We start from the raw sequence: 13,807 nt of genomic DNA on the forward strand, positions 1-13,807 counted from the left end.
TTTCTAATCATCGTGAATTTCACTTAATTAGTCCTTTCTTTTAGCTGGTGAATTTTCGCAGTGATTTCTTTTCTTTCAATACCTGCAAATGCAGTAATCGTTGGCGGTGCAGGGAGATCAAACTGTACGTGCGAGTGAGAGATCTCAAAAATAATAGTGCCGATCTTATTTTTCTGTTTGTTCTGAATGACAATCCAAAATACACGCATTTCATGATCTGGTGTTCCCCACTTGGCTTTTTCAATTGAATTCCTAAAGTTTAAGCAGCCAGCAATTACAAAATCATTTTCTTTAACTTCTTCTGCAGAATGAAAGCCGTTTTTCGCCAGCTCATTCCAAACTGGCGGGATAAGCTTATCTAAATACATGCCATACGTTGCGTCTTCATATTCAGGAAATAGTGATTTGAACTCATCGATATTTTCCTCCAGGACTTTTTTCCAGTGTTCTTCTATATAACCAGATAGCTCTCGTCCCAGCTCTTCAATTGACATCTCAGGCTTAATATTTACTATTGTCATATGTATCCCTCCGTCATTTTTTTACATTACATACCAATCGTACAACATTAAAGCAAATGCTAAAGTTTTGAAAAATATCCATTGAAATAATAGTCATGTATATAGAAAACTTTATATAAAGGTATTCATAATCGAGGGGAGGGCAGTGAATGTCAAATAAATTAAGGCCGGCTGATATAGCAAAAAGGCTGAAAATAAGCACAAGTTCTTTACGAAATTACGAAGCACGGGGAATGGTTCCTCCTCCCAAAAGATTATCCACTGGTTATCGCGTTTATACTGAGGAACACGTTGCATATTTTGAATGTATTGTGGCTATGTCTCCTGGATTTGGAATGGAGATTACATCTATTGTGCTTAAAAGCATACAACTGAAAGATCTGGACTCTGCTCTCTGGATCATTAATAAAGCCCAAGCAGCTATTTACGAGGACAAAAAAACAACAGAAAAAGCAATAACTATGTTGGAAAATATGATTAAAGAACAGTTCAGAATGGAAAAGTATATGACAATTGGCAGCATATCCACCAAAACACAAATTCCTGCTTCCGCTCTGAGGTATTGGGAAAAAGAGGGCTTGATCACTTCAATACGGGACAAAAATAATAACTATCGGTTATTTGACAGGTTTCAAATGATCAAAATTTTATTAATGAAAACGACGAAAAACGCTGTTTATTCCCAAGAGATTATGCAGTTAAAAAAAGCAATGAAAAACTTGGATGGAGGGGATTTTAATAAAGCGAAAATAATTGTTTCTGATATTCAAAAGCAATTGAATAAGCGTAATCAGGAACAATTATATGGACTGTTTCATTTCTATCGTTTATGTGAAATGCTAAATTTGTATTAGCAATACGAAATTTAGGAATGAAAAAAGAGAGAGATGCGAAATCCCTCTCTTTTTGCTAAAAAGTTAGATTTAAATTAATGTTTATCGAAGCGATCGTATATATGCAAGCAATAACAAATACGTTCAGAATTATGCCTAAGATACCGGGGCCAGTTCTTCCTTTTTTTATAATTAGTTCGATTATGCCTAATGGAATGGCTGCCATGGAGAATGGCATCGCTTGAAATGTATAGTAGGTGACGTCACTTAAAATGGCCAAATTCAATAGCAGCAGGGAAATGACTGCTGTACCGCAGGATATCCAGCCAAATACATTATGTTCTTTAAATATTTTTACTAATTCCATAATTCCACCTCACCCAATTTCGCTGCATTTATAGGCTCTGACTGGATTAAATGCTCGATTTCTCTAGTTGGGCCTGTAACAACCACTCCGTAGACATTAACTCCGTTTTGTTTAATGTAAGAAAGCCGTTCACTCAAGTTTAAGTCTTTGCGGTCAGCTATTGATTCCGCCCATTTATGGTGTTCTGTTATATAAGCAAGAGCACTTTCGAATTGCTGATCCTCTGATTGTGATACCTGATTGGTCATTGTTGTTATAGCGGCAGAATCTTTTCCAGGAAAACCAATGGGCCTTGAATAAGGTCGGTCCTGCGAATTGGCTTCTGTTTCGATTGCTTTCCAGATCACCCGGATGTCATACTTTTTTAGCTTCTCATATATTTCTTTTGTCGAGTATGCTTGGTCAAATGATAGGAAAGCCTCTGATACCGTTCCATCTGGCAGTTGTTTTAAAATGGATTCTGCGTTTCTTACAGCATTTTTTTCTTTTTTCGATGGGTGAATGAAAATCCGGTCATTATCATTAATTTCTTGATAATAAAAGCTTTTATTCGGCTTCTTGATTCGATTTAACAGCAGTGCTATTTCTTCATGGCCTGCTGCTTTCTGCTCATTCCCGACTTGCCTTTGCAAAGGGAAATCTGCCTTCATACCAAACAGCTCTACTCTGCTCTTAATATTTGCAGTATCAATTTGGAGATTTGGCTCGGTAAGTGAAAGGGTAATCGCTGCAGTATGAATAAATTCACTGCCTTTGCTGGAATTGCCTCCAAGACCATAGTACAGATAGCTGCCCAACGTGCATACAGGAAGAATCATTAATGTTGTAATAATGGCAAGTACGGAAATACGTAAATATGATTTGTTTTTTCCATATTGAAGAATTGCTCTTTGTTTCTCTGGACTGATGGAAGCTTCGTTTGGATCATCAAACATTTCTTCGTCCAGAAGCATTTGATAGGTTTCCAGCTTTTCAAGCTCGCCTTCAAATTCAACCATTTCTTCTTCTGTCATTTCGCCATTTTTGTATTTGTCAAATCGTGCTTTTAACTCTTCATTCATCATGAACACCTCTGTTGTATAATGCTTTCAGCCTTTGTCTTGCCCGGAATAATATACTTTTAAAGTTGGCTTCTGTTATGTTCATAACATTTGATGCCTCTTTATAATTTAATTCTTTTAAATAATACAAGTCCAAGGCTTTCCTATAATTCTGAGGCAATTCGGCCATATACATTGTCAAAACTTCCTTTAGTTCAATTTCATGTGCCGGGCTCTTAACGGCGGTTTGAAACAGGCTGGAAATAATGTCATCAGAAAGGGTAACCTCTTTTTTATGTTTTCTTACATAATCGATAAAGGCATTTCTTGCAACCTGAAAAAGCCAAGGCTTTACCTTGCTGTGGTCATAAGAGTGAATATGTATATAAGCTCTTATAAAGGTTTCCTGTAATAAGTCTTCTGCTAAATGTTTATCTTTGGTCATGGAGAGCAGGAAACGGTAAACATCGTTCATATAAAGTTGATAAATCTCATCGATCGTCACTGCCTTGTCTCCCCTCTCTTAATACACGCTTAAGGAAGGCACGAAGTTGCACCTGAATAAAGATTTTTAAGCCGAATTTTATTATAATATCAAATGGCATGAAAGAAAAATGAAGTCCATTTAAATTTTTAATTTTTTTAGTACCAGGTATTAAATATTTGTTATAATATGAATGGGAATTTATCAAACGATGAATCTTATAAAAAGGACGTGCATTATGTATAAATTCTGTGTCTATGCTTTAAAGCTAATCCTAGGATTACGCGGAGGCATTAAAGTATATCAAAAAGAAAATTTACCCACAGATTCAGGCTTTGTCATCTCATGTACACATTCCGGCTGGGTAGATGTCATAGCACTGGGGGTTGGCATTATACCCTATGAAATTCACTATATGGCAAAAAAAGAGCTTTTTGCTAAAAGTCTAATCGGAAATTTTCTTAAGAGTATACATGCGTTCCCGGTGGATCGGGAAAATCCCGGACCGAGCAGCATTAAAACCCCGATTCAGCTTTTAAAAAAGGGAGAGGTAGTAGGCATTTTTCCCAGTGGAACGAGAACATCAGAGGACGTTCCGTTAAAAAGAGGAGCCGTTACGATTGCCCAGCTTGGCAAAAGTCCGCTCGTTCCGGCAGCTTACAGCGGCCCTTCGAATGAAAAAGACTTATTCAAAAAAGGGAAAATGCAACTGATTATTGGAGAACCAATTTATCCGGAAGATTTTGCGGAATATAAGCAAAAAGAAAAGCTATCAATGATGACGGATGTTTTAAATGAGAGAATAAAGGAGCTTGAGAAAAAGCTTCAACAAATGTAGAAAAAGACACCTGTAACGGTGTCTTTTTCTACATTAAGCTTCTTGTTCACGCGCTTTTATATATTCTTCTTTCTTTGTTTCGATTTCATCATCTTCAGAATGCTTTTTTACCTCTACATAAGCGACATGATGTCCGTCAATCTCGGCTATAATGAATTCAAATCCTTGCTCACTAATGGAGTCACCTTTAGTCACATCATATTTTTGGGTTAAGAACCAGCCGCCTATCGTGTCTACTTCTTCATTTTCAAGCTCAATTCCTAATAATTCGTTGACTTGATTAATTAAAACTTTTCCATCAAGGATATAATGTCCGTCTTCAATCTTGCGAATTTCATTGATCTCATCAATATCAAATTCGTCCCGGATTTCACCAACAATTTCTTCGATGATATCTTCCACGGTCACAAGGCCTGCTGTTCCTCCGTATTCATCCGTCAATATTGCCATATGAAGATGTTCTTTTTGCATGCGGAGAAGCAGCTCATGAATTGGCACCGTTTCAATGACATGAATAATCGGATTGATAAAACTCGAGATAGAGTCTTCTTTCGATGCATCGCCGTTGATACATGCCGTTAATACCTCTTTTATATTAATGATGCCAATAATGTTATCCTTATCGCCATCCTCGATCGGATAGCGGGTATATCCTTCTTCCTTAATTAGAGACATCATTTCTTCTATTGATATTTCCTTTGAAAGACTGCTGATTTCCGTTCTCGGAATCATAATTTCTTTGGCAAGCCTGTCATCAAATTCAAATATTTTGTTTACATATTTAAATTCAGATTGGTTGATCTCGCCGCTTTTATAGCTTTCAGACAATATGATGCGAAGTTCCTCTTCTGAGTGTGCGATGTCGTTTTCTGAAACAGGCTTTAATCCGAAAGCCCTCGATAACAAACGAGCTGAACCATTCAATATCCAAATAAAAGGAAAGGCGATTCTGTAAAACCAAATCAATGGTTTTGCAAACACAAGAGTCAGCTGTTCCGCTTTTTGGATGGCAAGCGTTTTAGGCGCCAGTTCACCGACGACAACATGCAAAAATGTCATGCTGCCAAAAGCGATAGCGAACGAAATAATATGCGAAACAGATTCTGGTAAATGCCAATGCTCAAATAACGGCAAAAGCATTCGTTCAATTGTCGGTTCCCCGAGCCATCCTAGACCCATAGCAGTAACCGTAATGCCTAATTGGCATGCAGATAAATACTCGTCAAGATGAGTCGTTACGTGCTTGGCTGCAATTGCCTGTTTGTTACCTTCTGCTATCAGCTGATCGATTCTGGAGCTTCTCAATTTAACAATCGCGAATTCAGAAGATACGAAAAACGCAGTAAAAGCTATAAGTATAGCGACTATTATCAAATTAACTATTTCCAATTAGTGCCTTCATTCTTTAGTCAGAATGAAGGAAACACCTCCTGTTTAATGAAAGATTAAAAATCATTTGCCTTAAACAGCGGTATAAAAATTGAATGGCCGATGTATATAGAAGAAAGCTTCATTTGTCTTTCTTCCGTTGAAATCGAATATGAATAGATCTAAAAAAGCTATTAGTTGAATTGCGATCAATTTCATCTTAATTGAGTTGAGAAGATTTGGCACCTCACCCTCAATTTGAATTCGGACGGGGCCATTCACTGCTGCTTGCGGCAAACAACAAATTGAAGCTGTTTAAAGCAAATTTTTCCCGTAGTAGCAGCTTAGTAAACATGCTGCCAGTTACTAAGAATACAAGATTAGACAATTGCTGTATTTTGCTTTCTTTTGTCAGCCTGCCGAAACGATATTTCTCAGCCCCACCTGAATCCCTCCTTATCCGAACAACGTGATAGTTATGAGAATAGTTTAATATATTGTAATGAGATTATACAAGAGAACAGTTTTAAAAAAAGATCATAAAAAAGTTAAATATCCATAATGTCTATATCCGCCAGCCGTACATAAAGTTAAATTAAAAACTTAATATTCTGAAATTTTGTGCTAAAATATAAGGAATAGCTTTAGATATTGATTGGAGCTTTTATGTACATATTTTGTCTTGGAGGTGGTACGATGGGGCCCTCTGGATAACAATATTACCAGAAACGGGACATCTGCTTTTTGGGAGAATGGAATTCCTTTAGGAGGTGGCGATTTATCCATCCGGATAAGACGAAATGGACGATATAGATAATCTGATTTATATTGGCATTCTAATTGCTTTAACAGCTTTCTTTGTCGCATCAGAATTTGCAATTGTTAGAGTAAGAGGTTCCAAGATCGATCAGCTCGTTACAAAAGGCAATAAGCAGGCAGTACTTGCAAAGAAAATAACGAAGGATTCGGATCAATATTTGTCAGTCTGCCAGCTTGGAATTACCATCACAGCATTAGGCCTTGGCTGGCTGGGTGAGCCTACCTTTGAAAGATTGCTTCGTCCTTTATTTGGTTACATGAACCTTCCGGATTCGCTTGTCAGCATTATTACCTTTGGAACAGCTTTTGGCGCGATTACATTTTTACATGTCGTGATTGGTGAGCTGGCACCAAAAACGCTTGCGATTCAAAAATCAGAGAAGCTTACTTTATGGTTTTCTCGTCCGCTTCATTTTTTTTATATCATGATGTACCCTGTCATTTTGGTGTTAAACGGGTCTGCCAGGCTCTTAACAGGAATATTCGGTTTGAAGATGGTTTCTGAGCATGAAGCCCATAGCGAGGAAGAATTAAAATTAATTCTATCCGAGAGCTTAAAAAGCGGGGAAATTAATCCATCTGAATATAAATTCGTAAATAAAATATTTGAGTTCGATAAGCAAATTGCAAAAGATATCATGATACCTAGAACGAAATTGATTGCCGTTAAAAATGATATGTCCATAATTGATGTTTTGAAAACTGTTTCGCATCAGAAGTTCACAAGATATCCTGTTGAAAATGGTGATAAGGATCATATTATCGGAATGCTGAATACGAAGCAGCTTTTTATCGATTTAATGTTTATGAGCGATGATGAAGTCAGCAGGCTTTCTGTAAAAGATTATACACGTCCTGTCATCGAAGCTAACGAACACATACCTCTTCGTGAATTATTAAAAAGGATGCAGCGGGAACGTATTCCAATGGCCATCTTAATTGATGAATACGGAGGAACGGCGGGACTTGTTACGATCGAGGATATACTCGAAGAAATTGTTGGCGATAGCAGTAATGAATTTAATAAGAACGAAGAATTGTTAACTAAGAAACAAACAGATGATTCTTTCATCTTAGATGGCACAATTGAGTCTCAGCCGAATTTTATAGAAGAAGAGCATAATGCAATTGGAGGTTTGATGTTAAATCAGCGAAATTCAAGAAGCCGGGTGAATCTATCCCGTATGAACGAGCAGTAAGCATAAATTGACCCTTAAAGACCATACTCGTCCCGGAACAAAAAATAAGCCCGGGCTTTTTTCCGTGAACTCGCTTCACCAAGCTGAAACTTCGGGTATAGACATTTTCAACTACGCTCCGCTTAGAGGTAAGATTAGGTAAATAGAAAAACCAGCTGCATAAGCAAGCAAACAGCCGAAAACAGATAGGAGAATATAAACGAACGCTTCCTTTACCTTATGATCCATGAAGAGCTGGATTGCTTCCACACTGAAGGTTGAGAATGTAGTGAACGCACCAAAAAAACCGGTTGAAATAATGGTTATAAGAGCGGGATGCGTCATTTGTAAATATGTAAAAATGCCGAGGCCAAAGGATCCGAGTACATTAATAAGTAAAATCGCAATCGGAATTTGTGTATAGTATTTTTTTGAAGAAATGAGCTGACCCAGCCAAAATCTTAAAGCTGAACCCAAGCCGCCAGCTGCCATCACAGCCAAAATCATCATGGAGTAATCCGCTCCTTTCGCTTGCTTGCAAAGTTTCTTCCAATCAAAATGCCAAGCAATGCCGCAAGCAGCCCAAAAGTGACAGTGGCGGCCATATATCCGGCGGCAAGCATTGGAGAACCTGAATACATTAAATGGAGAGTCTCCTTCGCAAAGGCTGACATCGTCGTAAATCCTCCGCAAAATCCTGCTCCCAAAAACGCATAAAGGGCTGTTTTTTTAGAGTGAAAAAGATAAAAACCTGTTACTATACCTAAAATAAGGCTGCCTGCTGTATTCTCCAGCCAGCTCCAATAAGGAATCGGAAATGGAATTGCTTGTTCATTGAGTAAAAATCGGAATAATGTGCCTAGCGCACCTCCGAAAAAAACCGCAGCAAATTGTTTCATCTTCGCCCATCTCTTCCTATAAAATAATCGGGGTAATCCGTAATCACTCCATCAATGGGAAGTTTACTGATTCGCTCGATTGCTTTTTTGCTTCGTAACGTCCAGACGAATGATTTCAGTCCGGCCTGATGAATCGCTCTAATCAAATTCGGATTTACAAGGGTGTATTTTGGGTTTACATAGCCGACAAATGACTTGTAGCTTCGAAGTCTTTTTTTCGAAATCATTCCAAACCTAGGTCTCACTAATAAAGCTGTAGGTATCGAAGGGAACATGCTGTTGAACAAGTGAATGACAGATCGATGAAAAGATTGCACTACTGTATGTGAGTTGAACGGAAACAATTCTATAGCCTTTCCGATAGACACAAGCAAATCATGCGGAAGAGCTGAGTCCTTGATTTCTATGAGCATCCCGATCTTACCCGAATATCGTGTGAGCACAGCTTCAAGCTGATGAATTGTTTCTCCGGAAAAGGCGCTTCCGAACCAGCTCCCGGCATCGAGCTGCGAAAGCTCACTCATTGTAAAATCTTTCACAAATCCAGAACCGTTAGTTATTCGATCTACTGTATCATCATGGATAACAGCAAGCTGAAAATCCTTTGTCATTCGAATATCAAATTCGATAAAATCAGCACCCATTTCTACAGCAAGATCAAACGCAGCAAATGTATTCTCAGGAGCGTACCCCGATGCCCCCCGATGGGCAATAATCTTCATTCTTAATTTTCTCCCTTGCTATAGGATCTTTTTAATCATAACAGATTAGCCGGGGAGGATGCGATTTTGATTTTTTCTTGAAAGAATAGTCCGTGCTTAATACACGTAATATGAATTACATCAAAAATGCAGTCGCTGTAAGGACAGAAAAATAGTCCTTTTGCATCATTTACAAAATATTCTGATATTTTATAATGTCAGAAAAGGAGGCGAGATAATGGGAAAAGGGAGAATTAAAGTGGAGGAAAGGATTAAGGCTGAAACTGACGCTGAAATGTTTAAAGCGACTCTCCTAGAACAAACACAGACCAAGAAAAAGGATTAGTGTTTCCCGTATGATGTCTCACCCGTAAAACGTGAACGAAAACTCTGGAGCCCCCCGGAGTTTTCTTTTTTTGTCGGTGATCCCCAAGGTAGTTAATATGGATCATCCCCGCTTATTTCAATGATTTTTTCCGAATTGCTTCCAGAATACCTTAAAATGCCATAGAAGAAGTCCAGGCGGGACAACAAACAATCAATAAACCCTCAGTCGCTGCAACGCTTCATCAAATATCCTCTGAGCCCTTATGTCAAAGAAACCTCCGTATAAGTTTCAATAGACTATTAAAAGAAGCATTCAATCGTAAAATTTAGTATAATGAAAACCTGAAACAATATAAAGGAGAGTTTCAAATGTTTGATAACATTTTGACGTGGGATAATACAGTGCAGGTAGGCATCAGTCTACTAATCTTGCTGGTATTTTTACTATTACGTAAATTGTTTACGAAATATTTGTTTAGTTTTATCGTAAAGCTGACAGGCAAATCGAAAAGAACCATATTTGTTAATCATGTTGTCCTTGCTTTTGAGAAGCCGGTCCGGTGGTTTTTTGTCATCCTAGGTATTTATTTGGCAGTGCAATATGCCCCATTTATTGACGGGCAAACGACTTTAATTTCTCGATTGTTCCGCTCCTCGATCATTGTATTGCTGACTTGGGGCTTATTTAATTTCGTATCGACATCTTCTTTTATTTTTTCAAAATTTAATAGGCGATCTGATTCTGAAATGGAAGATATATTGACACCCTTTTTATCAAGAATCACTCGTTTTATTCTTGTGGCATTAAGCTTAAGTATCATTGCACAGGAGTTTGATTATGATGTAAATGGGTTTGTAGCCGGGCTTGGTATTGGTGGTCTTGCTTTTGCGCTCGCCGCTCAGGATTCGATTGCCAACTTTTTTGGCGGCGTCATTATTATTACGGAAAAGCCGTTCAATATTGGCGATTATATTTCCACTCCGAGTGTTGAAGGGTCAGTGGAAGACATTTCGTTCCGAAGTACAAGGATTCGTACCGGTGCAATGTCACTCGTAACCGTTCCTAATAAAACGTTAGCGAATGAACCGATTACAAACATTTCGAAAATGGGCAAACGGCAGATTACATTTTCGTTACTTATCGACTTTGAAACTCCTAAAGAAAATATGACAAGTGCAATTAAGAGGATAAAGGAAATGCTTGATGCTCATGATGGCATACACGATGAACTGATTATGGTTCATTTTAATCAATTTCAGGACGGAAATTTAAATTTGTTTTTCAACTTTTATACGAAGACAACTGCCTGGGTGGAGCATTTGAATATCAGGCAGGATGTGAATTATAAAATCATTGAGATTTTGGCGGAAGAACAGGTGGAGCTTGCTTATCCGAGCCAGACATTATTTATTAAGCAAGAAGAAGGCGAGCCCTTTGAGATTCAAGGCCGGCAAAAAGAATACAGCTAGATCGAAAAATAGGAGGGAATACGGATGAAAGATCTGAGAAGTGTCTTTCAGTCTTTCGTTCATCAGGCAGATCATATTACTGTCTTAACAGGCGCAGGCATGAGCACCGAATCCGGGATTCCTGATTTTAGGTCTGCAGGCGGCATCTGGGCTGAAGATATGTCGAGAATGGAAGCGATGAGCAGGAGCTATTTTGAACAATATCCGAAACGATTTTGGCCTAAATTTAAAGGTCTTTTTCAGATGAAAGCAAGCGGAAATCATGAGCCGAACAAGGGGCATCTGTACTTGGCAGAGCTTGAGAAACAGGGGAAAAGCATTGAGATTTTTACCCAAAACATCGATGGCCTGCACAAAAAGGCAGGTAGCCGGTATGTGTACGAACTGCATGGATCAATCCAAACCGGTACTTGCCCAAAGTGCCAAACCAAATATGATCTTTCCCATCTGCTTAAAGAGGATGTCCCGAGATGTACAAGGATAAATGAGAAGGGGACAGAGTGCGGATTTATTGTAAAGACAGACGTTGTTCTCTTTGGAGACATGGTTCATCATTTGGATACGCTTTTCCAAACGATCGAAAAAACCGATCTTCTCCTTGTGATAGGTACTTCTCTTGAGGTCGCTCCCGTAAACCTTGTTCCCCAGGAAGCGCATTACATTCAGGGATTGAATAAGGCATTGGTTAATCTGGAACCTACCGCTTACGATGATCTGTTTGATCTTGTCATTCACGAAAAAATCGGGGAGCTCGTTAGCGACATGAAAAGGAAAGAAGGCACCTGATTTGATGAGTCAGGTGCCTTCTTCATTTAACGAAAAGAAAAAACATCCACTTTCTTTTCATCAAGGGTATCAAAAGAGTAGCCTTTTTCCTTTAATCGATTGATTAGCGATTGAAGGGAGTTGACTGTTTCAGGGCGGTCGTGCAGTAAAATAATATTAGGAAGGTTGAGATGCTCGGCTTCCTTCGTTTCCAGCTGCATTATCACTTCATTTACATAACGTGAGTCTCTGAATTTCCAATCGTAGCTATCAATACACCAATCCCAAATGGAAAATCCTGCTTCTTCAAGGTTATCTCTTTGTGTTTCGGTTAACGAGGGCTTGCTGCCAAATGGCGTTCGAACGAAAGTGGTGTTTACACCAGTTATTGATTTTAAGGTATTTTGCGCTTGCTTCATCTCAAGAAGCGGTGAATCGCTTGTTTTATAAAATTTTTTCTGGCTGTGGGTAACGCCGTGCAAGCCTAACGCATTGCCGTTTTCCTTCAAGGCTAGGAGCGATTTTTTATACTCTTTCATGTTAGGCTCCAGCATGAAAAAAGTGGCATTGACATCGTTTGCGTTAAGTACATCATTCAGCTTCTGAGTATATGGAGAAGGTCCGTCGTCAAAGGTTAAATATACCGTTTTTTTGTTTAGTTCATTATGTTTCTTTCGGATGGCATCTTCTTTTTGTTGTATTTCTTCTTTCGTTTGCATATGTAAAGCGAGCTGCTTATGCTGAATTTTTTTGAGTAAATCATTTTTTTGAGTCTCGCGGATGGAACCATTATCCGTTGGAATGACAGCCTTTTCTTGCTGCCCGTTTTTTGCGGAACTGCTGCTCCACGTTCCAAGTAATACAAGACATAGTCCCAAAAGAAAAGCCGTTTTTACTAATAAATAACCAGCAGATGGTTGCAGTTTTTTTCGCTTTTGAAGCATCCCAATCTCTCCATTTGCCGTAATGATTTTTTTCATACCCGTATCAATTAGGTATCACAGTTTAAAAGTATACAGGAAAAATAGGAAAAAAGAAGGGAAATTTATCAATTAAATTTCCGATTTTTTTGTAACTTTTTGAACACTTTTTCGACAGAGAAAAATAACCTGCCAGTTTGGCAGGTTATTTAGATTACAATTCGTCAAAGCCGTTATCTGCATGATTTACTTTTGTATATTGTCTTGATTTTTGCTCGAAGAAATCAGATTTTCCAAGATCCACTTCTTCATAAGCCTTGATCCATTTAAGCGGGTTCTGGCGGTAGCCCTCAAACGGACGATCAAATCCCAGCTGATTGCACCGCACATTTGCATAAAATTTAATATACGCTTCAAGATCGGAGAGATTAAGCCCGTCCACTTTGTTCCCTATAATAAAACGTGCCCACTCGATTTCAAGCTCAGCTGCTTGCTTAAAAGTCGCCTGGACAAATTCTTCAAGCTCTTTTGTCCGCAGATCGGGATACTCGGATAAAACCTCTTTGAAAATTTTCACGAATAGGTCAACATGAATTTGTTCATCTCGATTAATGTAATTAATCATCGTACTTGAGGATACCATTTTTTGATTTCTCGCCAAGTTGTAAAAAAAGGCAAATCCGGAGTAAAAGAACAACCCCTCTAAAATCACATCGTAAACGATCGATTTCAATAAATTTTCTACACTTGGAGATTCGGCAAAATCCTTATAGCCTTCGGTGACAAAGTCATTTCGTTTTCGAAGAATCGGTTCGCTTCTCCAATATTCAAACACTTCTTCTTGAACATGCTTTGGTACAATGCTTGATAGCACATAAGAATAAGAGTGATTGTGGATAACCTCCTGCTGGGCAAGGATAATCATCAGAGCATTCACGCTTGAGTCAGTAAGATAATCGGCGACCTTCCCGGCATAATCCGTTTGAATGCTGTCGAGAAGAGCGAGGAGTCCGATGATTTTTAAAAAGGCATCCTTCTCCTCTTCTGCTAGGGCAGGGAATTGTTTAATATCCTGAGACATATTGATTTCAAATGGCGTCCAAAAATTAGCCAGCATCTTTTTATATTTTGGATAAGCCCAGCTGTATCTGACATCGTCCCAATTTAGAACATTTGAACTGCTGCCGTTCACAATCGAGGTTGATCGGTTTGGGGCATCTGCGTCCATGAGTACCCGTGCTTTTAATTCGTAGCCAGACATTTACTTCTCTCCTTTT

The 13,807-nt window shown here is 38.6% G+C and carries 16 protein-coding genes; 6 read left to right on the top strand and 10 right to left on the bottom strand.

The genetic code is table 11. The annotated features are described in order from the left end of the window. Positions 1-23 precede the first annotated feature (23 nt). Entirely contained in the window at positions 24-521 is a 498-nt protein-coding gene (locus JOC74_RS20190) for a DUF6022 family protein (protein ID WP_053602306.1), read from the bottom strand. Between the two features lie 149 nt (positions 522-670). On the opposite strand from JOC74_RS20190, the gene JOC74_RS20195 reads away from it, so the two are divergent. Continuing rightward, entirely contained in the window at positions 671-1,375 is a 705-nt protein-coding gene (locus JOC74_RS20195; protein WP_211086299.1) for a MerR family DNA-binding transcriptional regulator, read from the top strand. Positions 1,376-1,430: 55 nt separating this feature from the next. Here the strand turns inward: JOC74_RS20195 and JOC74_RS20200 are convergent, their stop codons facing one another. From JOC74_RS20200 to sigM, 3 genes are read right to left on the bottom strand one after another with little or no spacing between them, the layout of a single operon-like run. Then, positions 1,431-1,721 (bottom strand): hypothetical protein, encoded by a 291-nt coding sequence (locus JOC74_RS20200; protein ID WP_053602308.1) that lies wholly within the window; start codon positions 1,719-1,721, stop codon positions 1,431-1,433. After that, positions 1,712-2,782, bottom strand: coding sequence for an anti-sigma factor (locus JOC74_RS20205; protein ID WP_211086300.1), 1,071 nt, complete (start codon positions 2,780-2,782; stop codon positions 1,712-1,714). Before JOC74_RS20205 ends, JOC74_RS20200 begins: the two co-directional genes overlap by 10 nt. Beyond that, complete coding sequence (gene sigM, locus JOC74_RS20210) at positions 2,775-3,266, bottom strand: RNA polymerase sigma factor SigM (protein WP_053602310.1); 492 nt, start codon at positions 3,264-3,266, stop codon at positions 2,775-2,777. Before sigM ends, JOC74_RS20205 begins: the two co-directional genes overlap by 8 nt. Before the next feature lie 217 nt (positions 3,267-3,483). Between sigM and JOC74_RS20215 the strand changes: the two genes are divergently transcribed. After that, positions 3,484-4,083 carry a lysophospholipid acyltransferase family protein gene (locus tag JOC74_RS20215; RefSeq protein ID WP_053602311.1) on the top strand — a complete coding sequence of 200 codons (600 nt, stop codon included), beginning with the start codon at positions 3,484-3,486 and terminating at the stop codon, positions 4,081-4,083. A 33-nt stretch (positions 4,084-4,116) separates the two neighbouring features. On the opposite strand, the gene JOC74_RS20220 is transcribed toward JOC74_RS20215, so the two are convergent. Continuing rightward, a complete protein-coding gene (locus JOC74_RS20220; protein WP_053602312.1) occupies positions 4,117-5,472 on the bottom strand; it encodes a hemolysin family protein in 1,356 nt (451 codons plus the stop codon). 779 nt (positions 5,473-6,251) lie between these two features. Between JOC74_RS20220 and JOC74_RS20225 the strand changes: the two genes are divergently transcribed. Further along, a complete protein-coding gene (locus tag JOC74_RS20225) occupies positions 6,252-7,469 on the top strand; it encodes a hemolysin family protein (RefSeq protein WP_053602313.1) in 1,218 nt (405 codons plus the stop codon). Positions 7,470-7,580: 111 nt separating this feature from the next. On the opposite strand, the gene crcB is transcribed toward JOC74_RS20225, so the two are convergent. The 3 genes from crcB to JOC74_RS20240 are packed head-to-tail and all read right to left on the bottom strand — an operon-like array spanning position 7,581 to position 9,069. Continuing rightward, positions 7,581-7,958 carry a fluoride efflux transporter CrcB gene (gene crcB / locus JOC74_RS20230; protein ID WP_053602314.1) on the bottom strand — a complete coding sequence of 126 codons (378 nt, stop codon included), beginning with the start codon at positions 7,956-7,958 and terminating at the stop codon, positions 7,581-7,583. Continuing rightward, positions 7,955-8,347 carry a fluoride efflux transporter FluC gene (locus tag JOC74_RS20235; RefSeq protein WP_053602315.1) on the bottom strand — a complete coding sequence of 131 codons (393 nt, stop codon included), beginning with the start codon at positions 8,345-8,347 and terminating at the stop codon, positions 7,955-7,957. Before JOC74_RS20235 ends, crcB begins: the two co-directional genes overlap by 4 nt. Next, the gene (locus tag JOC74_RS20240; RefSeq protein WP_053602316.1) at positions 8,344-9,069 is read right to left on the bottom strand and encodes a glycerophosphodiester phosphodiesterase; all 726 of its coding nucleotides are present in this window, start codon (positions 9,067-9,069) and stop codon (positions 8,344-8,346) included. The genes JOC74_RS20235 and JOC74_RS20240 overlap by 4 nt, the downstream gene beginning before the upstream one ends. A 217-nt stretch (positions 9,070-9,286) precedes the next feature. Between JOC74_RS20240 and JOC74_RS20245 the strand changes: the two genes are divergently transcribed. The 3 genes from JOC74_RS20245 (at position 9,287) to JOC74_RS20255 (ending at position 11,631) form a co-directional block, all read left to right on the top strand. Beyond that, positions 9,287-9,394, top strand: a complete 108-nt coding sequence (locus JOC74_RS20245) for a YhdX family protein (protein ID WP_098945179.1) — start codon at positions 9,287-9,289, stop codon at positions 9,392-9,394. Between the two features lie 350 nt (positions 9,395-9,744). Then, complete coding sequence (locus JOC74_RS20250; protein ID WP_053602317.1) at positions 9,745-10,845, top strand: mechanosensitive ion channel family protein; 1,101 nt, start codon at positions 9,745-9,747, stop codon at positions 10,843-10,845. Positions 10,846-10,869: 24 nt separating this feature from the next. After that, positions 10,870-11,631 (top strand): NAD-dependent protein deacylase, encoded by a 762-nt coding sequence (locus JOC74_RS20255; protein ID WP_053602318.1) that lies wholly within the window; start codon positions 10,870-10,872, stop codon positions 11,629-11,631. Positions 11,632-11,657: 26 nt separating this feature from the next. Here the strand turns inward: JOC74_RS20255 and JOC74_RS20260 are convergent, their stop codons facing one another. Together JOC74_RS20260 and JOC74_RS20265 are read right to left on the bottom strand one after the other, a co-directional pair. Continuing rightward, positions 11,658-12,554, bottom strand: a complete 897-nt coding sequence (locus JOC74_RS20260) for a polysaccharide deacetylase family protein (RefSeq protein ID WP_053602319.1) — start codon at positions 12,552-12,554, stop codon at positions 11,658-11,660. A 190-nt stretch (positions 12,555-12,744) separates the two neighbouring features. Beyond that, on the bottom strand, positions 12,745-13,791 hold the full coding sequence (locus JOC74_RS20265) for a ribonucleotide-diphosphate reductase subunit beta (RefSeq protein WP_053602320.1): 1,047 nt from the start codon (positions 13,789-13,791) through the stop codon (positions 12,745-12,747). Positions 13,792-13,807: the final 16 nt, after the last annotated feature.

This window comes from Bacillus capparidis, assembly GCF_017832095.1.
GTDB lineage: Bacteria > Bacillota > Bacilli > Bacillales > Bacillaceae > Bacillus > Bacillus gobiensis.